Origin of the sequence: Phycicoccus sp. Root101, from assembly GCF_001426245.1 — a bacterium.
In the GTDB taxonomy this organism is placed as follows: Bacteria; Actinomycetota; Actinomycetes; order Actinomycetales; family Dermatophilaceae; genus Pedococcus.
In genome coordinates this window covers 114,152-133,444 of sequence record NZ_LMCM01000005.1, presented here as the reverse complement: position 1 = coordinate 133,444, position 19,293 = coordinate 114,152, and the positions used below count along the sequence as shown (strand labels likewise).

General features: G+C 71.0%; 15 protein-coding genes. 4 read left to right on the top strand and 11 right to left on the bottom strand.

Translation table 11 applies throughout. The features are described from left to right. Window positions 1–3 precede the first annotated feature (3 nt). Window positions 4–1,146, top strand: coding sequence for a ring-opening amidohydrolase (locus ASC58_RS05435; RefSeq protein WP_056918609.1), 1,143 nt, complete (start codon window positions 4–6; stop codon window positions 1,144–1,146). A gap of 3 nt (window positions 1,147–1,149) precedes the next feature. Here the strand turns inward: ASC58_RS05435 and ASC58_RS05430 are convergent, their stop codons facing one another. The 5 genes from ASC58_RS05430 to ASC58_RS05410 all read right to left on the bottom strand — a co-directional run bounded on the left by ASC58_RS05430 (window position 1,150) and on the right by ASC58_RS05410 (window position 6,226). Next, entirely contained in the window at window positions 1,150–1,329 is a 180-nt protein-coding gene (locus ASC58_RS05430) for a hypothetical protein (RefSeq protein WP_056916688.1), read from the bottom strand. A gap of 125 nt (window positions 1,330–1,454) precedes the next feature. Beyond that, window positions 1,455–3,077, bottom strand: coding sequence for a bifunctional phosphoribosylaminoimidazolecarboxamide formyltransferase/IMP cyclohydrolase (gene purH, locus ASC58_RS05425; protein WP_056918608.1), 1,623 nt, complete (start codon window positions 3,075–3,077; stop codon window positions 1,455–1,457). After that, window positions 3,074–3,694, bottom strand: coding sequence for a phosphoribosylglycinamide formyltransferase (gene purN, locus ASC58_RS05420; protein ID WP_056918845.1), 621 nt, complete (start codon window positions 3,692–3,694; stop codon window positions 3,074–3,076). Before purN ends, purH begins: the two co-directional genes overlap by 4 nt. A 79-nt stretch (window positions 3,695–3,773) precedes the next feature. Beyond that, window positions 3,774–4,784 carry a TIGR03557 family F420-dependent LLM class oxidoreductase gene (locus ASC58_RS05415; RefSeq protein ID WP_056918844.1) on the bottom strand — a complete coding sequence of 337 codons (1,011 nt, stop codon included), beginning with the start codon at window positions 4,782–4,784 and terminating at the stop codon, window positions 3,774–3,776. Between the two features lie 209 nt (window positions 4,785–4,993). Beyond that, entirely contained in the window at window positions 4,994–6,226 is a 1,233-nt protein-coding gene (locus ASC58_RS05410) for a DUF6350 family protein (RefSeq protein ID WP_157598374.1), read from the bottom strand. Window positions 6,227–6,344: 118 nt separating this feature from the next. Here ASC58_RS05410 and ASC58_RS05405 point away from each other — a divergent pair, with 118 nt between their 5' ends. Both ASC58_RS05405 and ASC58_RS05400 read left to right on the top strand, forming a co-directional pair. Then, on the top strand, window positions 6,345–6,899 hold the full coding sequence (locus ASC58_RS05405; protein WP_082552989.1) for an RNA polymerase sigma factor: 555 nt from the start codon (window positions 6,345–6,347) through the stop codon (window positions 6,897–6,899). Then, the gene (locus ASC58_RS05400) at window positions 6,892–8,331 is read left to right on the top strand and encodes a hypothetical protein (protein ID WP_056918606.1); all 1,440 of its coding nucleotides are present in this window, start codon (window positions 6,892–6,894) and stop codon (window positions 8,329–8,331) included. The genes ASC58_RS05405 and ASC58_RS05400 overlap by 8 nt, the downstream gene beginning before the upstream one ends. 5 nt (window positions 8,332–8,336) lie before the next feature. Here the strand turns inward: ASC58_RS05400 and ASC58_RS05395 are convergent, their stop codons facing one another. From ASC58_RS05395 to ASC58_RS05380, 4 genes are all read right to left on the bottom strand, one after another. Beyond that, window positions 8,337–11,324: a hypothetical protein gene (locus ASC58_RS05395; protein WP_056918605.1), complete on the bottom strand. Its 2,988-nt coding sequence runs from the start codon at window positions 11,322–11,324 to the stop codon at window positions 8,337–8,339. Window positions 11,325–11,617: 293 nt separating this feature from the next. Then, window positions 11,618–12,511: a succinate--CoA ligase subunit alpha gene (sucD, locus tag ASC58_RS05390; RefSeq protein WP_056916683.1), complete on the bottom strand. Its 894-nt coding sequence runs from the start codon at window positions 12,509–12,511 to the stop codon at window positions 11,618–11,620. A gap of 22 nt (window positions 12,512–12,533) precedes the next feature. Next, complete coding sequence (gene sucC / locus ASC58_RS05385; RefSeq protein WP_056916682.1) at window positions 12,534–13,721, bottom strand: ADP-forming succinate--CoA ligase subunit beta; 1,188 nt, start codon at window positions 13,719–13,721, stop codon at window positions 12,534–12,536. 132 nt (window positions 13,722–13,853) lie between these two features. After that, on the bottom strand, window positions 13,854–14,825 hold the full coding sequence (locus tag ASC58_RS05380) for a threonine dehydratase (RefSeq protein WP_056918604.1): 972 nt from the start codon (window positions 14,823–14,825) through the stop codon (window positions 13,854–13,856). A gap of 46 nt (window positions 14,826–14,871) precedes the next feature. Here ASC58_RS05380 and ASC58_RS05375 point away from each other — a divergent pair, with 46 nt between their 5' ends. Next, a complete protein-coding gene (locus ASC58_RS05375) occupies window positions 14,872–15,354 on the top strand; it encodes a hypothetical protein (protein WP_056918603.1) in 483 nt (160 codons plus the stop codon). A gap of 94 nt (window positions 15,355–15,448) precedes the next feature. On the opposite strand, the gene ASC58_RS05370 is transcribed toward ASC58_RS05375, so the two are convergent. Both ASC58_RS05370 and ASC58_RS05365 read right to left on the bottom strand, forming a co-directional pair. Beyond that, window positions 15,449–17,038, bottom strand: coding sequence for a M4 family metallopeptidase (locus ASC58_RS05370; RefSeq protein ID WP_082553055.1), 1,590 nt, complete (start codon window positions 17,036–17,038; stop codon window positions 15,449–15,451). 153 nt (window positions 17,039–17,191) lie between these two features. Then, window positions 17,192–19,255: a M4 family metallopeptidase gene (locus ASC58_RS05365; RefSeq protein WP_056918601.1), complete on the bottom strand. Its 2,064-nt coding sequence runs from the start codon at window positions 19,253–19,255 to the stop codon at window positions 17,192–17,194. Between the last annotated feature and the right edge of the window lie 38 nt (window positions 19,256–19,293).

The window sequence follows — 19,293 nt, the reverse complement described above, 5'->3', positions numbered from 1 at the left end:
CACGTGCCCGAAGCCATCGAGGTCCGCAAGGTGCCGCTCCACAGCGTCTCCGACGCCAGCGAGCTGGCGAAGCTCATCGACGACGGCGTCATCGAGGCCGGTCGCGTCGTCGCCGTCATCGGCAAGACCGAGGGCAACGGCGGCGTCAACGACTACACGCGGATCATCGCCGACCGGGCGTTCCGCGAGGTGCTGGTGGCGAAGGGCGCCGATCCGGCCAAGGTCAAGGAGGTGCCGATCGTCTGGTCCGGTGGGACCGACGGCGTCATCAGCCCGCACGCGACCATCTTCGCCACGGTCCCGGCCGACCGGGCCGAGCAGTCCGACGAGCCGCGGCTCACGGTCGGGTTCGCGATGAGCGAGGTGCTGCTCCCCGAGGACATCGGCCGCACCGCCATGGTCACCAAGGTCGCCGACGCGGTGAAGGTCGCCATGGAGCGCGCCGGCATCACCGACACGGCCGACGTCCACTACGTGCAGACCAAGACGCCGTTGCTGACGATCGACACCATCCGCGACGCCAAGAGCCGCGGCCACGACGTCTTCACGGAGGACACGCTGACGTCCATGGACGTGTCCAACGGCGGCACGGCCCTCGGGATCGCGGTCGCCCTCGGCGAGATCAAGATGCCCCGTGACGAGGACGTGCTCCGCGACCGGAGCCTGTTCTCCTCCGTCGCCTCCTGCTCCTCCGGCGTCGAGCTCGACCGCGCCCAGGTCGTGGTCGTGGGGAACACCCGGGGCATCGGCGGCCGCTACCGCATCGGCCACTCGGTGATGCGCGACGCCCTCGACGCCGACGGCATCTGGGAGGCGATCAAGGACGCAGGCCTCGACCTGCCGGACCGACCGCACTCGACGGACCTGCAGGGCCGCCTGGTCAACGTGTTCCTCAAGTGCGAGACCAGCCAGGACGGGGCGGTCCGCGGTCGCCGCAACGCCATGCTCGACGACTCCGACGTGCACTGGCACCGCCAGATCAAGGCCGCCGTCGGTGGCGTCACCGCGTCGGTGACCGGTGACCCGGCCGTGTTCGTGTCCGTCTCGGCCGCCCACCAGGGCCCCGACGGTGGTGGTCCCGTGGCCGCGATCGTCGACCTCGGGTCAGGCGACCCGACCGGCTACCGCGGGCCGCAGCCCGCCTGACGGTCAGAAGCCGCTGTTGCCGTACCCACCACCGTTGAACCCGGTGGCCGCCTGGTCCGACTCCGCCTGGGCCCGCCCCGGGGTATGGCGCGGGGTCGGGTCACCGCCCCACTTCCGGTCGTAGAGCCACGCCAGTCCCAGGACGACGACGAGCACTGACCCGATCACGATCCACATCATCATGACGCCACCCCTCCGGTGCCCGGGCGGCGTGCCCGGTGCGCCAACGGTCCCACGCCGGACCGCCGGAACGCCAGAGAAGTCGACAACCGCACACCGCGGGCCGTGGGGCCCGCGGTGTGCCGGTGTCAGTGGGCGAAGTGACGGGTGCCGGTGAAGTACATCGTCACGCCGGCGGCCTTGGCGGCCTCGACGACCTCGGCGTCCCGCATGGAACCACCCGGGGCGACCACCGCGCGGACCCCCGCGTCGAGCAGCACCTGGAGGCCGTCGGCGAACGGGAAGAAGGCGTCCGACGAGGCCACGGCTCCGCGCGCCCGATCTGACCCGGCCCGCGACACCGCGAGGTGGCAGGAGTCGACGCGGTTGACCTGGCCCATGCCGATGCCGACTGCCGCGCCGTCCTTGGCGAGCAGGATCGCGTTGGACTTCACCGCGCGCACCGAGCGCCACGCGAACGCCAGGTCGGCCAGCATCGCCTCGTCGGCAGCGTCACCGGAGACGAGGGTCCAGCGCGACGGGTCGTCGCCGCCGGGCTTGTCGCCCTCGACGACGGCGTCGACCTTGTCGACGGTCTGCAGGAGCAGGCCGCCGCTGATCGGCCGCATCTCGATGGCGTCGGCGTTGCGCGAGGCCTCGGCGGGCAGGCGCAGGATGCGGATGTTCTTCTTGCCCTGGAGCACCTCGAGCGCGTCGGCGTCGAAGTCGGGCGCGATGATGACCTCGGTGAACACGTCCTTCACCTGGTCGGCCATCGCGAGGTTCACGGTGCGGTTGGCGGCGATGATGCCCCCGAAGGCGGACACGGGGTCGGTGGCGTGCGCGGCGGCATACGCGGCCTCGACGGAGGAACCCACGGCGATGCCGCAGGGGTTGGCGTGCTTGACGATCGCCACGGTCGGCTGGTCGCCGTGGTCGTGCGCGGCGCGCACGGCGGCGTCGGTGTCGACGTAGTTGTTGTAGGACATCTCCTTGCCGTGCAGCTGCTCGGCGGAGGCGACGCCGCCGCGCCAGTGGCGGTAGATCGCGGCCTTCTGGTGCGGGTTCTCGCCGTAGCGCAGCACGGCTGCGCGCGTGAAGGTCGCACCGGTCCACGCGGGGAAGCCGGTGCCGTCGGAGGTGTCGGTGTAGACGTTGCCCATCCAGTTGGCGACGGCGTTGTCGTAGTCGGCGGTGTGCACGAAGGCCTGTGCTGCCAACAGCTTCCGCTCACCCAGCGTGAAGCCGCCGGCCTCGACGGCAGCCAGCACCGCGCCATACGCGGCGGGGTCGGTGACCACGGCGACGCTCGGGTGGTTCTTGGCCGCGGCGCGCACCATCGACGGTCCGCCGATGTCGATCTGCTCGATGACCTCGTCCGGGGAGGCGCCCGAGGCGACGGTCTCGCGGAACGGGTAGAGGTTCACGACGACGAGCTCGAACGGCTCGACCCCGAGCTCCTCGAGCTGACGGACGTGGTCGTCCTTGCGCGTGTCGGCGAGGATGCCGGCGTGCACGCGCGGGTGCAGGGTCTTGACCCGACCCTCGAGGCACTCTGGGAACCCGGTCAGGTCGGCGACCTCCGTCACGGGGATGCCGAGCGACTCGATGAGCTTGGCCGAACCACCCGTCGAGACGAGGGCGACGCCGGCAGCGTGCAGACCGCGGGCCAGCTCCTCCAGCCCGGTCTTGTCGTAGACGGAGACGAGCGCCCGGCGGACCGGGCGGCGTCCTGCGTCGTCAGCGGGCTTCGGGCTGGACTGCTGGGTCACGGAATGCTGACCTTCCCATCGGTGACGGTGATTCCCTCGCGGGCCGCGCGGCCCACGATGTTGACGAGCAACAGGTGCTCGACGGCTTTGATGCGTTCGTGCAGGGTGTCCTCGGTGTCGCCGGGCTGCACCTCGACGGTGGACTGCGCGATCACCGGACCGGTGTCGACGCCGGCGTCGACGACGTGGACCGTGCAGCCGGTGACCGTGGCCCCGGCGGCGAGCGCGTCACGCACGGCGTGGGCCCCCGGGAACGCCGGCAGCAGCGCCGGGTGGGTGTTGAGGACGACGTGGTCGCCCAGCACCCGCGGCCCGAGGATCTTCATGAACCCCGCCGAGACGACGAAGGCCGGTTCGTGGTCGGCGATCCGCTCGGCCAGGGCTGCGTCCCAGTCGGCGCGATCGTCGTGGTCCTCGACGCGGACGACGAACGTCGGGATGCCCGCGGCGGCAGCCTTGTGCAGGCCCGAGATCCCCGCCCGGTCGGCCCCCACCGCCAGGATGCGGACCCCGTAGGCCGGGTCGGCCGTGGCGTCGATGAGCGCCTGGAGGTTCGTGCCCGACCCGGAGATGAGGACGACGATGCCCGTGGGCTGCGTCGTCCCGTCCGCGGTCACGCGGGAGACGATACCGACCGTCGCGCGGACCCAGGCACCCGCGTCCACGCGCCGGGTCAGGGGGCGGCGGACCGCCGGGTCAGGGGGCGGCGGAGCGCAGCTTCTCCAGCAGCGGGCCGGCTGCCTCGTCGAGGAACCTCTGCTGCCCCTCGTCCCCCACCTGCACCAGCGCGATGTCGGTGAACCCGGCGTCCCAGTAGGCGGAGACGGCTTCGACGATGGCGTCGAGGTCCGGCCCGCACGGGATGTTCTCGGCGACCTGCTCGGGGGTGATGAACTGCGACGCCCCCGCGAAGCCGGCCGGCGTCGGCAGGTCCGCGTTCACCGACCAGCCGCCGGCGAACCAGCGGAACTGCTCGTGTGCCCGAGCCTTGGCCCGCTCGGCGTCGGTGTCCCACGAGATGGGGATCTGCCCGATGGCGCGGGCCGAGGACGAACGGGCGCCCTCGGCGTCGCCGCTGCTCTCGGCCGCACGCCGTGCGTCGAGGAACCCCTTGACGAGGTCGGCGTCCGGCTCCACGGCGATAACGTGGTCGGCCAGCGGGCCGAACCGGGCGAAAGACTTCTCGCCGGAGACGGCCACGCCGATCGGGACACCCCCGTCGGGGCAGTCCCAGATGCGGGCCGAGTCGACCCGGAAGTACTCGCCCTGCCAGGTCACGAGCTTCCCGGTGTGCAGCTCCCGGATGATGTGGATGGCCTCCTCGAGCATGTCCTGACGGACACCCACCATGGGCCACCCCTCACCGACGACGTGCTCGTTGAGGTTCTCGCCGCTGCCGAGACCGAGGGTGAACCGCCCCTCGCTGAGGAGCTGCAGGGTGGCCGCCTTCTGGGCGACCACCGCGGGCTCGTAGCGGATCGTGGGGCAGGTCACGTAGGTCATCAGCTCGAGCCGCTTCGTCGCCTGTGCGACCGCGCCGAGCACCGTCCAGGCGTAGGGCGCATGCCCCTGCTCGGTGAGCCACGGGGAGTAGTGGTCGCTGCTCACGGCGAAGTCGAATCCGCTGCGCTCGGCGTCGACGGCGTAGCCGACCAGCTCGCGCGGGCCGGACTGCTCGGTCATCAGGGTGTAGCCGAATCGGGTCATGCCACCACCGTCACACGGGTCGGCGAGGGCCACCACCCGGGCGGAGGGCTGGGCTCGCAAAGCGGGTGTCCTACGTCAACCCGGGTCATATTTCTGCTGGTGTCACCGAACGACACCCGCTTCGCGGGACAGGCGCGGGCAGGCGCGGGCGGGCGCGGACGGGACAGGCCGCGGGCGAGGAGGTATGCGGTGCGGCCGGGCGCTGCCGGTCAGCGCCGGAGCTTCCAGCGGTCCCAGGCCAGCACCACGGCAGCGCCGGCGACGAGCTCGACGAGCAGCGCCAGGGTCATCGCCCCGGCCGGGGCGCCGATCGCGGACAACCGCTGCTGGCCGAGGGAGGCGCCCCCGACGACGTCGAGCAGGCCGATCAGGCCCGCCGCGAGGACGACGGCGACACCGGCGACCGTGAGCTTGGTGCGTTCGGTGGACAACCGGGCCACGGAGCGCAGCGCGCGCCACCCCACGAACGCCCCGATGGCGACCGGTACGAGCACGATCGCCGGCAGCCAGCCGGGGAACGCGCCGGGCGCCGGCAGCGCCCCGAACACCGGGACCATCGGCAGCAACGACGTGCGGGACCCGGTCCAGGTCGCCGAGGCCCCGTCGACCGCCGAGAAGCCGGTGCCCGCCATGAAGGACAGGGCCCAAAGGCCGAGGTTGGGCAGGACGAACAGCTGCGCCAGGGCGAGCACGGCCCCGCCAATCAGCCCGGGGGCCAGGGCACCCTGGAGGTTGCCGACGCTCGCGTGGTGCACGGCGACCGAGCCGACGCAGACGGCGACACCTGCGCCGAGGAGGGCGCCAGCGCCCTCGACACCCGGGCGCAGGGCGCGGCGGACCGCTTCGGGCAGCCAGGTCGGGCGCCGCAGGCGGTCCCCCGCGAGCTCGGGTCGCCGGCGGAGCAGCCTGGTCAGGGCCAGCGCGGCCGAGGCCAGCGGGACGACGACGACGGGCACGACCAGCGTCCAGAGCACCGGGCGTGGCCCCGCAGCGAGGGCGACGAGGGACCACAGGGCCGTGGCGACGGCATACCCAAGGGCCCACGCCCCCAGCCCGAACGCGAGGGGACGGTGCAGGAGGTCCCCGGCGAGGGCGACCGTGCGGTCCTCCGCGCTGTCACGGACCGCGCGGATGGCGGCCCAGGCCCCGCCGACCACGGCGAGGGCCAGGAAGAGGAGGGGGACGACCGTCACGGTCGTGGCCCCGAGGTCGAGGTGGGCGCCGGTGCCGAGGAGCCACAGGCTCGCCCCCACCCCCAGCGAGGTGGTCCAGGCGACGGTGCTCTCCGAGGCGGCCACCCACACCAGCAGGGCCGGGAGCACGAACACCAGGGCCGAGGCGGAGGCGGCGCCCGCTCCGGCGAGCAGGGTGCGCTGGTGCGCCCTCGGGTCGGGCCCGCCCGATGTCGACGTCGCCCCGCGCAGCAGTTCCATCACAGTCATGTCCGACCCATCGTCGCTGACCGGCCCTCCCCCGGGCCGCAGGCAACGCCGACGCCGGACCAGAAATGTCCGAACGCGCCGCAACCAGGGTCGCCGGGGTCGCGTCTGCTGGGGTGTGATGGCACTGAGGAACGGCAGCGTCGGGACGGCGCCGGACGAGGGGGACGTGGTGGTGGGGACGCAGTCCGCCGAGGCGGAGTTCGACGCGTTCTACCGCGACACCGCCCGCCGGGTCGTCCACCTCGTCTACGGCTTCACGGGTGACCTCACCGTCGCCCAGGACAGCACCCAGGAGGCGTACGCGCGGGCCTGGCAGCAGTGGTCCACCGTGCGGACCCACGACGACCCCCTCGCCTGGGTGCGGACCGTCGCCCGGCGGGTGGCCATCTCCGGGTGGCGCAAGAAGACGACGCAGGACCGGGCGTACGAGCGGCACGGGGTCCGCGACACGACCGGCCCACCCACCGAGGACAGGGTGGCCGTCGTCGCAGCACTGCGGACGCTGTCCGAGCCGCTGCGTGAGGCCGTGACGCTGCACTACATCGGCGACCTGTCCATCGAGCAGATCGCCCACGAGACCAACACCCCCGCAGGCACCGTCAAGGCACGCCTGCACCGGGGCCGCGCCCAGCTGGCGCAGGCCCTCCGGCACGAGGAGACCACCCATGGCTGACCACGAGGACTGGACGGCGCAGGACGACGCCCAGCTGCGCGGCGCCCTCGCCACCCTGCGCCAGGACGTCGACCTGCTGCCCCTGCCGGACGTGCGGTTCGTCCGGGCCCGCGGGGTGAGGCGCCGCCGCCAGCGGGCGCTCGCCCTCACCGCCGCGGCGGCCGCAGCGGCAGTCGTGATCGGGGCGGTGGGGTACGGCCAGCTCGGCCGTGACAGCACCCTGCCCGCCACGCCGGCCACGCAGTCGACGGCGCCGGTACCCACCGCGGCGCCGACCGCAGCGCCCACGAACAGCGCCACCGACCCCATCGCCGAACCGGGTCTGCTGCCCCTCGCCCGGGACTGGGAGACGACCCTGGACCTGCCCACCGGGTCGGCGACGATCACGCCGGTGACCAAGGGAGGCGGCGTCGACTGCGGTGCCCTCGGCGTACCGACCCGCCAGGACGGCATGACGCAGGCCAACTCCCCGGTGAGTGGTGGCGCCGCGTACTGGAAGACGGGAACGCCGGAGCCCTCCGCCAACGCCCTGATCAAGTCCGTCACCGGCTGCGACAACGGACCCGGCTTCACGGTGAAGTCCGAGTACGTCGGCGCGTACGCCCTGTTCTCCTACTCCACCCCCTCGGCCGGATCCGGCTGGTTCGCCGTCGTCCCGGGGGGTGATGGCGTCGCCCTGCTCCAGCTCGTCGACCCCGCCTTCAGCGACGTCGCCTCGGGCGGGTTCACCACCAAGGAGCTCAGCGCGCTCGCCGAGCTCACCCGCCAACGCCTCGACCGGTATGGCGCCGGGTCCGGCTCCGGGAGCCCGTCGGCCACCAGTACGACGCCACAGATCGGACCGACCGGGAGCACGCGGGCGCTGTCCCAGGACATGCCCGTCGCCGGCCCCCAGCCGGTCCCGGGGTCACCCCTGTTCGTCGCCGCCTCGCAGTGGCGGTCCCCGGCGCTGAGCGGGGACGTCGCGACCACGGCCGGTCCCGGAGCCCTCGAGGGCTCCACCGCCATCGCCTCCTGTGAGACCACCGAGCAGCAGGCAGGCATCGGTGGCCGGGTCGGCGTCGTGTCGGTGAGGGCCGGCACCAGCGCCACCAGCTACGTCGGCCACCAGCGCGTGCAGCTCGACGAGTCGACCGGGGCGGCCGTGCAGAAGGCCTACGTCGCCGCGCGCCTGGACGAGGCAAAGGCGTTGTACGGCAAGGGCTGCGCGTTCGGCAACGGCACCGTGAAGTCCACCGCCGGGCCGTCGCAGGGCACCTACCGCCTCGACACCGTCTTCACCGACGGGAGCCCCACCCTCTCCGAGTGGGTCGGGGTCACCGCGCAGAAGACCTCCGGCGCGGTCTCGACGATCGTCATCACCAAGCTGAAGGACCCGGAGCAGGCCTTCGCCGAGCTGGACCGGCTCCTCATGCTCGCCCGCCAGAAGTAGCAGGGTCAGCGGACGAGCACCTGGCGCAGGGTGTTGTCCTGGCCAACGTAGAGGCTTCCGTTGCGCACCACGATCATCGGGGTCGTCAGGCCGCCCGCCACCGCGACGTCGACGCGCAGCGTGACCGGGTCGAACGTGTAGACCCGGCTCGCGGCGGCCAGGAACATCAGCCCGTTCGAGTCGAAGACGATGCCCGCGTTGTGCAGCACCGGCGTGGTCTGGGCACCCTGCGGCGAGAGGGTGATCACCCGGAGCGTCGCACCGTTCGCCGGATTCAGCTCCACGAGGGTCGTCCCGTGGGACGCCCACAGCGTCCCGTTTGGAGAGAGGGCGACCGCGCCGTACGCCTCGACCTTGGCGATCGGGGCCACCTCCCAGAGCTTCTTGCCCGTGGAGGCGTTGTAGGCGAAGACCTTGGCCGAGGGCTGGGTCGGGGTGGCACCCAGACCGCCCCATCGCGAGGTGCCGCCGTACACGACGTCCCCCGACGCTGCGAGCGAGATGACGCTTTGGTCCACGACCGGTTCCTTCACGACACGGGGGGCACTGGTGTCGTTGTCGAAGATACCGAGCGCGCCACCGAGAAGGCCGTACTTGGGCACGGTACCGAAGAAGGTGCGCGACCCGGCAGTCGCCCACGCAAGCGGACGATCCTGCCCGTGGGAGGTCCCGAGGGTCGCCACGAGTGACGGGTTGGTGCCGTCGCTCCAAGGCTGGGTCGTGTCGAACCGGAACACCCTCGAGTCCGTGTAGGTACCGATGTACTGGTACTTCCCGTGCGAGATGGTGGACTCGACCTCACCGATGACGCCGGGGCCGAACGGGATCAGCGGGTACTGCTTCTTCTGCGACAGGTTCGCGTCGTCAAGGACCGCAAGGCTGGACCCGCCGTAGCCACCCACGAACAGGGTTCCGGCGCCGGGTGTGACCGACTTGATGCGCATCTTGGTCGGGAGGAACTTCACCGTGAAGGACTGCTCCTGCATGGTTGCCAGGTTGATGGCCCCGACCGTCCCGTCGGTGTCGTAGGTGAGCAGCCACTCGCCGCTCACGCCACCGATCGTCGCCTGCAGCGTCACGCGGTCACGACCTGCCTGCGTCGCGATCCCGCCTCGCGAGCCGGTCGCGCCGGTCGCACCGTTGACGTAGAGCAGCTGGTTGTAGCGGAAGTAGTAGAAGTTGCCGTCGGTGTCCTGCTCGGTCGGACGCTGCGCGGCGAGGTTGGCCGGCACGTCCCAGGTCTGCGCGACGGTGTCGTAGAGGCGCCGCTCGGAGGCGACAGCCACACCGGCTGCGGTCGTTCCCGACGGGGTCTTCACGGCGAGGTAGCGACCGCGGGAGTCGAGCTCGGTGATCAGGCCACTGGTGACGGGACTGGGCAGCGCCAGCGCCACGCGCTGCGCGGGGTTGGAGAGGGTGACCCTCATGATGCTGGGATCCTCGGACCCGAGGCCCACCCAGGCGTAGGTGCCGTCGACCGCGAGCGTGCGCGCGTAGGCGTGAGTCGGGCTCACCGAACCGAGGTTCGTGATGGACCGCGTGGACGGGTTGTAGCTCCACAGTTCCGAGCCCGGGTAAGACACGCCCCAGAGCCTTCCGTCCTGGCCCGGCTCGAGGTCGAACACGGTGGTGGACTTCGAGGTCGCGCGCCCCACGTCGGTGACGCTGCTGGCGCCGTAGGCCCAGCGCCACAGGTGGCCGTCGTTTCCACCGACGTACACCGCGCTGTCAGGACCCTTGGTGAGGGTCCAGCTGGTCTTCATCGTCCCCAGCGGGAAGCGCTGCTCCACCGTGCCGGTCTCGAGGTCGGCGACCTGGAGCTCTGCGGGGCTTCCGGAGACCGTGCTCACGATCTTCGCGCGGCCACCCACGACCACGGCGTCAGCGACGTTGGTGTTGCTGAAGGCGTCCACAGGCTGAAGGGCGACACCGTTGACGAACGTGTGCACGCCCGATCCCGGGGCCGGCCGGAGGTCCACGGCGTCCCAGGACGCCGTGCCGGTAGAGGCAGCCGTGCTGGCCAGCTCGATCGTCGCCCAGTGCGCGGTCGGCGGAGCCGTGACCTGCCGCGCCAGCAGGGTCCACACGCCCTTCGTGCCGTTGAAGCTGAACCTTTGCTGGCCCACGACGACCCTCGCTGTGTCAGTGAACCGCACCGTGACGGCGTAGCTGCCACCCGTCGGGCGAAGCCACGCCCTGAGGTTGTGGCCGGTGCCGGCGAACACAGGAACCTGTGCACTGGTGGCCGTGACGTCTGCTGTGGTCGACGAGTCGGTCATGGACAGGCTCCGTGAACCGAGACGGGCCTGGTCCGTGGCGATCTTGGCCGAGGTCCGCGCCGGGGTGATGAGCGTCCACGAGGGCACGGGGGTCGTCGACGAGGTGGTCTCGAACCCGCTGTTGCCCACACCGGCCCTCAGCACCTCCAGGGCGTCCCACCACACGGCGGACTGCGCGGAGGAGCTGCTTGAGATCTCGATCCCGACGCTGGTCGCTCCGGCCGGTGCCACGGCGTGGGCCTCGATGCGGGACCAGGCCATGGTGCTCGTCGTGCTCGGGGTCGCGACCCGCAGGACCACTCGCCCGGTCGAGTCGTAGAACCGCAGCGCGAGGTACTGGATGCCGGTCTTCGGCATGGCGTAGCCCTGCAGATGGTATTCGGACCCGGGGACCACCTTGGTCACCGTGCGCCGGGCCGTCGTCCCCAAGGTGGTCGAGTTGTCCTCGACGTAGAGGGAGTGGGTGCCCGAGATGCCCAGAGGACTCGTGACGAAAGCGCGGTTGGGAGCCACGGCGTTGAGGGACCACCCGGGCGGTGTCTTCGACCCAGTCTCGAAGTCTCCGTACGAGTAGTTCGACGTGACCGACGTCAGGGCCGTGGCCGTGGAGGCCTGCCAGAAGAGCCCGGCCACGACGACGGCGATCACGGCCAGGGCTGCGGTGGCACGGGGGCGGAGCGCGCGGCGGCGTGGGGAAAAACGGGTCGACGACATGGCTGGGTCTCTCATCTGAGGGCGGGGGGAATCCCTCTCCCGCGTCGACACGGCTCGCCGCCAGGGGGTGCGGGTCACGGCCTTGGTCGTGCGGGAGGATCACAGGGAACCATCAGGACCCGACCCGGTAAACAGACTTGACCAACTGCTTACCCAAACACACCACGACCTCCCCCGGACGGCTGATGGGCCACCGTCGAAAGGTCAGCAGCACGACGACGAGCGGGCGACCACCGTCCCCGGTGGTCGCCCGCTCGTCGTCTGCCGTGCGTGTTGCTTAGTGCTGCAAGCGCTCAGGCGCCCAGCCCGCGCATGATCTCGCGCATCAGGTCGGCGGTGGCGGACGGCGTCTTGCCGACCTTGACCCCGGCGGCCTCGAGGGCCTCCTGCTTGGCTGCAGCGGTGCCCGCGGAGCCGGACACGATGGCGCCGGCGTGGCCCATGGTCTTGCCCTCGGGGGCGGTGAAGCCCGCGACGTAGCCGACGACGGGCTTGGTCACGTGCTCCTTGATGTATGCCGCGGCGCGCTCTTCGGCGTCGCCGCCGATCTCGCCGATCATGACGATCGCGTCGGTGTCGGGGTCGTTCTCGAACGCCTCGAGGCAGTCGATGTGCGTCGTCCCGATGATCGGGTCACCACCGATGCCGACGGCCGAGGAGAAACCGAACTCCCGCAGCTCGTACATCATCTGGTAGGTCAGCGTGCCCGACTTGGAGACCAGGCCGATGCGACCCGGGCCGGCGATGTTGGCGGGGATGATGCCGGCGTTGGACTTGCCGGGGCTGATCAGGCCGGGACAGTTCGGGCCGACGATGCGCGTCGTGCCCTTGTCCTTGCTGTAGGCGTAGAACTCAGCGGAGTCCTTGACCGCGATGCCCTCGGTGATGACGACCGCGAGCGGGATGGCCGCGTCGATCGCCTCGACCACCGCGGACTTCGCGAAGGCCGGGGGGACGAAGATGACCGACACGTTCGCGCCGGTGGCCTCGATGGCCTCGGCCACCGTGCCGTACACCGGCACCGAGACGCCGCCGTCGAACTCGACCGTGGTGCCGGCCTTGCGCGGGTTGACGCCGCCGACGATCGAGGTGCCCGAGGCGAGCATGCGCTGCGTGTGCTTCATGCCCTCGGAGCCGGTCATGCCCTGGACGATGACCTTGGAGTTCTCGTCGAGAAAGATTGCCATTGTTGTGTTCTCCCGGCCCTTGTCAGTTCGTCGCGGCCGAAGCCAGCTCGGCGGCCTTGCGGGCCGCGCCGTCCATGGTCTCTTCGATGCTCACCAGCGGGTGGTTGGCCTCGGCGAGGATGCGCCGGCCCTCCTCCACGTTGTTGCCGTCGAGCCGCACGACGAGCGGCTTGGTCGCCTCGTCACCCAGCGCGTTCAGCGCACCGACGATGCCGTTGGCCACCGCGTCGCAGGAGGTGATGCCACCGAACACGTTGACGAACACCGACTTCACCTGCTCGTCGCCGAGGATGATGTGCAGTCCGTTGGCCATGACCTCGGCCGAGGCGCCGCCACCGATGTCGAGGAAGTTGGCGGGCTTGGGCGACCCGGCGAACTCCTCACCGGCGTAGGCGACGACGTCGAGGGTCGACATGACCAGGCCGGCCCCGTTGCCGATGATGCCGACGGAACCGTCGAGCTTGACGTAGTTGAGGCCCTTCTCCTTGGCCGCGGCCTCGAGCGGGTCGGCCGCGTCCTTGTCCTCGAGCGCCTCGTGGTCGGGGTGGCGGAAGTCCGCGTTGGCGTCCAGCGTGACCTTGCCGTCGAGGGCGACGATGTCGCCGTCCTCGGTCTTCACGAGCGGGTTGACCTCCACGAGCGTGGCGTCCTCGTCGCGGTAGACCGCCCACAGCTTCTCGAGGACGGGCGCGATCTTGGCGCCGGTCTCGGCGTCGAACCCGGCAGCCTCGACGATCTCGGCGGCCTTGGCCGCGTCGATGCCGGTGTTGGGGTCGACCGCGATGCGCGCGAGGGCCTCGGGACGTTCGACCGCGAGCTGCTCGATCTCCATACCGCCCTCCTTGCTGCACATCGCGAGGTAGGTGCGGTTGGCCCGGTCCAGCAGCACGGAGAAGTAGTACTCCTCGGCGATGCGGGCGCCCTGGGCGATCATCACGGTGCCCACGGTGTGGCCCTTGATGTCCATACCGAGGATCGCCTCGGCGAACTCCTCGGCCTCGTCGGCGCTCTTGGCGACCTTGACGCCGCCGGCCTTGCCGCGGCCACCGGTCTTCACCTGGGCCTTGACGACGGTGACTCCGCCGCTCTTGGGGCCGATGGCCTCCGCGGCCTCGCGCGCCTGCGCGGGCGTGGTGGCGGTGGCACCGGCGAGCACGGGCACACCGTGCTTCTCGAACATGTCTCGAGCCTGGTATTCGAACAGATCCACGTCTGACGTCCTCGTCTGCAGATGGGTGAGGTTCGGCCCCGAGACTAGTCCTGTCCGAGCACGGCAGGACCCGCGGGTGCTGCGGGTGGGAGCAATCTCACGACGAGCGGTCCCCGCGCCCAGCCCGAGGCCTCAGGCGGCCGGGGTCCGGCCGGCGAGGACCTCGGTCAGGATCGGGGTGTCACAGTTGCCGCCGGACAGGATCACCCCGACCCGCTGTCCGATGACGGACCCACGCTCGGCGAGCAGGCCTGCGAGCGCGATCGCCCCGGCCGGCTCCGGGAGCTGGTGCGTGGTGCGCAGGAGCACGCGCATCGCCTCGGCGGTCTCGTCCTCCCGCACCATGACGATGTGGTCGGCACCAGCGACGATCAGGGCGATCGCGTCCGCGTCCGGGGTGCGGCACGCGACGCCGTCGACGAACGTCGCCGCCCGCTCGGTGGTCACGACCTCCCCCGCCGCGAACGACAGCGCCGTCGCGGGCGCCTCCCGGGACACGACGCCCACGATCCGCGTGGGCAGGCCCAGCAGGTCGCGCACGCCGACGAGCCCGGCGATGCCCGAGCCCATCCCGACGGGCACGTAGACCGCGTCGAGCGGTCCGGCCGCATCGAAGAGCTCCTTGGCGTACGTCGCGACACCGGCCACGAGGTCCGCGTGGAACGACGGCACGGTCTCGAGGCCGAGCTCCTCCCCCAGCCGGGCCGCGTGCTCGCGCGACTCCTGGAAGTCGACGCCGTGCACGACGAGCTCGGCCCCGAACCCCTCCATCGCCGCGTTCTTGTCCGGGCTGTTGCCCTCCGGCACGACGATGACCACCCGCAGCCCGGCAGCGGTCCCGGCGTAGGCCAGCGACTGACCGTGGTTTCCCCTCGTCGCTGCCACGATCCCCGTCACGTGCGGACGCTCGCGCGTCAGGCGGTCGGTGTAGACCAGGCCGCCACGCACCTTGAACGCACCCGTCGGGGTCTGGTTCTCGTGCTTGACCCAGACGGTCGCCCCGACCTCCTGCGCAAGGAGCGGCCAGGCGAACTGCGGGGTCGCCGGGAAGTGCCGTCGCACGACCGCGGTGGCTGCGGCCAGGTCTGCCAGGGAGAGGGTCATGCGCGCATCCTCCCCGAGTCGCTGGGGCCGTGGGAGGGTGTCCGGTATGTCGCGACCCACCACCGTGCCCGCGCTCGCCCTCGTCTGCGCCTCCGCCGCCCTCATCGGGGGACTGCTCAGCGGCTGCACGCAGAAGGCGCCGGAGCTGCCGAAGGCTCCCGCCGGCGGAGCATCCTCGACGACCGCGACCGTGGACTACCCGATCGCGATCCAGCGCTTCGGAGGAGTCGCCGGGTTCGGCGACACCGTGAACCTCCAGGACGACCGGACCGTGCTGGCGAAGGTCAACAACGGCCAGGTCACCTGCACGCTCGACCCCGCGGCCTTCTCGGCCATCAGTGCCGCCGCCCTCGCCATCGGCGACAGCGGTGCCAACAGCACCCCGACCATGGCCCACGCCGACGACCTGCTCGTGCTCCTCAACGGGGTCCCCACGGACGACGCCCGGCTCAAGGACGTCGCGCCCGTCGTCACGACCCTGTTCGAGGACCTGGCCAGGCCGAAGGCGCAGCGCACCACCTGCCGCTGACCGCGCCGGAGTCGGTGCGGCCGCCGGCTCCAGACACGAGGGTGCGCCGCCGACCAGCCGGTCGGCGACGCCCCCTCGTCGAGGTGTCTGTCAATCAGCAGGTCTGCGAACCCGCCGGCACGGCGATGGCGTCGAACGCGGACTTCACCGCGACGCACTGCGGCGAGCCCGCGCCGTACAGCTCCTTGGCTGAGGAGATGGCGCCGTTGCGGGCGTCCGCGTAGGTGCTGGTCGACGTGAGCTTGGTCGACAGGGTGCGATACCAGACCTTGGTGGCCGCGTCGCGGCCCGCGCCGGTCACGGGAGCCGCGCTCCCACAGACCGGGCTGTCGTACGCGACACCGTTGACGGTCTTGGCGCCCGACCCCTCTGACACGAGGTAGAACCAGTGGTTCAACGGACCCGAGGAGTAGTGCGGGTCGAGGTCCTTGGTCCCCGTCGTCCAGCAGTCCTGGCTGCTGCCGTCCCGGCTCGGACGGTCCATGTAGCGCAACGGGGCGCCGTTGCCACGGATGTCGATCTTCTCGCCGATGAGGTAGTCCCCCGGGTCAGCGGCGTTGGCGAGCCAGAACTCCGCCGACGTCGCCATGATGTCGCTGGTGGCCTCGTTGAGGCCGCCGGCGTCACCGGAGTAGTCGAGGTTGGCGGTGTTCTCGGTGACGCCGTGGCTCATCTCGTGCGCCGCGACGTCGAGCTGGGTGAGCGGCTTGGCGTTCCCCGCACCGTCGCCGTAGGTCATCATCGAGCCGTTCCAGAACGCGTTGACGTAGCCGCTGCCGTAGTGCACACGGCTGCGTGCGCCCTTGCCGTCGTTCTTGATCCCGTTGCGCCCCAACATGTTCTTGTAGAACTCGAAGGTCTTCTGGGCCCCGTACATCGCATCCACGCCAGCGGTCGCGCGATCGCTGGTGGCACCGTTGCCCCACACGTCGTCGGCGTCCGTGAAGATGGTGCCGCTGCGAGGGAACACGGGCAGCAGGTCGGTCTTGCCGTTGAGGTCCTCGGCCGAGTTGCCGATGGAGTCCTTCAGCTGGAACGTCGAGCCGCTCTTGAGCGTGGGGATGGCGACGGTGCCGGAGTACTGCGAGCGGCCCGTCCCGGTCTTGACCTCGTCCCAGCTGCGCAGCGTCGCACCGGACTTCGCGTCCACGACCGTGTGGAGGCGACTCGGGGTCTGGTCCGCCCTCACTCCCTCCGTGACGACGTCGTAGGCGAGCCTCGAGCCGGTGCCGGTCAGCTGCACCACCAGCTCGTGGTGCGAGCTGTCGACGCTGAAGCCCGAGGCCTTGCGGCCCAACGACTCTGCCCGCGCGCCCGACAGGGTCGCCGTCGTGGCAGGCATGGCCGCGCGGCCGGAGGCGTTCCAGTGCACGGACTTCGCGGCTCCGCCGGGTGCCTGCTCGACGACGAGGTCGCCCCCGAGGACCCGCAGGCCCCGATAGGTGCGCTCGTACCGGACGTGCCGCGTGCCGTCGGTGTCCACGACCACGTCGCGGACGACGAGCTTCTGGTCGGCTCCGAGACCCAGGGTCCTGCCGGCGTCGGCGACCTTCGCCTGTTCGGCACCGATCGCCTGGGCAGCGGTGGGGGCCGGGGTGGATCCGGACGGGACGGCTTGGGCTGCGCTGAGGGGGGTCGCGACTGCGGCTGCGACGACCACGCCGAATGCGAGGCCTGCTGACATCTTCTTCACGAGATCTCCTTCGGGGTGGGCGCCGGGAGTGGCGCCGGTGGTGGTGGCGGGTCCGGGCTGGAGGTCCCGATCCCGCCACCACCCGTTCTGGGGTGACACGGACGTGGGCCGGCGCTCGCACGGGCGCCGGCCCACGTCCCCTCGTCAGCTGGTGGCGAGCGAGGTGTCGTCCACGACGAACGACGTCTGCAGGGAGGAGTCCTCGTTCATGAGGAACTTCACCGAGATCGTCTTGCCCTTGTAGGCCGTCACGTTGAACGACTTCAGGGTGTACGCCGCGTTGGCGCCGACGTTGGAGTACGTCGCCAGGGTGGTGGTCGTCGCACCATCGACGACCTGGACCTTCATCGTGTCGTACGCCGTGCTGCCGGACTCAGCGGTGTCGCTGGACAGGTAGAACGACAGGGTGGCAGCGGTCGCCGTGGACGGGAGGGTGACGCTCTGCTGGATCGTCTCCGTCGTGGTGGCTCCGTTGCCGCCGAGCCAGGCCTTCCACGAGCCCGTGCGGGCTGCACGGCCGGTGTTGTTGGTGATCGGGCCGGCAGTGCCGGTCCAGCTCACCGCACCGGACTCGAAGCCCGGGTTCTGGAGGAGGTTGCCGGTGGGCGGGGGCGTGGTGCCGCCGCAGGACTGCGAACCGGCCGGGACCGCGATGGCCGTGAAGGCCTTCTCGACGGCGGTGCAGGTGGCGCTGCCCGCGCCGTACAGCTCGATGGCCGAGGCGATCGCACCCTCGCGAGCGTTGAGGTAGGTGCTGTTCGAGGTGAGCTTGATCGACAGCGTGCGGTACCAGACCTTCTCGATGTTGCTGCGGCCACCGCCGGTGACGGTCGAACCGTCACAGGTGGGGCTGTTGTAGGCGACACCGTTGACGGTCTTGGCGCCCGAGCCCTCGGAGGCCAGGTAGAACCAGTGGTTCAACGGGCCGGAGGAGTAGTGCGGGTCGAGGCCACCCAGGCTGGAGGACCAGCAGTCCTTGGAGGCGCCGTCCTTGCTGGGCTTGTCCATGTAGCGCAGCGGGGTGCCGTTGCCGTTGATGTTGATCTTCTCGCCGATGAGGTAGTCACCCGGGTCGGCCGCGCTGTTGGCGTAGAACTCGACCGCGGTCCCGAAGATGTCGGACGTCGCCTCGTTGAGGCCGCCCGCGTCACCCGAGTAGGCGAGGCCGGCGGTGTTCTCGGTGACCCCGTGGCTCATCTCGTGCGCCGCGACGTCGATCGAGGTGAGCGGCTTGGTGTTGCCCGCCCCGTCGCCGTACGTCATCTGGGTGCCGTCCCAGAACGCGTTGTTGTAGGCGTTGCCGTAGTGGACCCGGCTGCGGGCGCCCACGCCGTTGTTGAAGATGCCGTTCCGGCCGAGGACGTTCTTGTAGTAGGCGAACGTCTTCTCCGCGCCGTACTCGGCGTCGACCCCTGCGGTCTGCCGCGACGTGGTCGCGCCGTTGCCCCACACGTCGTCGGCGTCGGTGAACTGCGTGCCGGTACCGGTCGTCGCGCCGTTGAGGTCGGTCGTGTAGTTCCCGACCGAGTCCTTCAGCTGGTACGTGCTGCCCGAGAGGGTCGTGTTGAGGGTGACCGTGCCGGAGTACATCGAGTTGCCGGTGCCGTTGACGACCTCGTCCCACGAGGTGAGGACGGCGCCGCTCCTCGCGTCGACGATGGTGTGCAGGCGGCTGGGCGTCTGGTCCGCCTTGACGCCCTCGGTCAGGACGTCGTAGGCGAGGCGCGGCGTGCCGTGGCCCGCCCACACGACGAGCTCGCCGTCGTTCTTCTTCGGCGCGTAGCCGGCGCGCTTGGCACCGGACTTCTCGGCGCTCGTCTCGGCGACCGCAGGCGTGGTCGAGGCGACAGCGACCCTGCCACCGTCGTTGCCGTTCCAGCGAACCTTACGGACCGTGCCGGAGGAGGCCTTGTCGACGACCAGGTCGCCACCGACGACACGCAGGCCCTTGTAGGTGCGGTCGTACCGGACGTGCTGGGTGCCGTCACGGTCGGTGACGACGTTGCGCACGACGAGCTTCTCGTCGTTGGAGAGCCCCAGGGCGCTGTGGTCCCGGTCGGCTCCTGCCTGGGCGGTGGCGACGGCCACGGACTGGCTGGGGGCCTGGCTCGGTGCCGCGGCGGGAGCGGCTGAGGCAGCAGACAGCGGGGTGGCCACTGCTGCGGCGACTGCGACGCCGAGGGCGGCGCCGGTGGACAGTCGGATCACGAGTGTTCCTCTTCTCGGACAGGGCACGGATGGGGTCC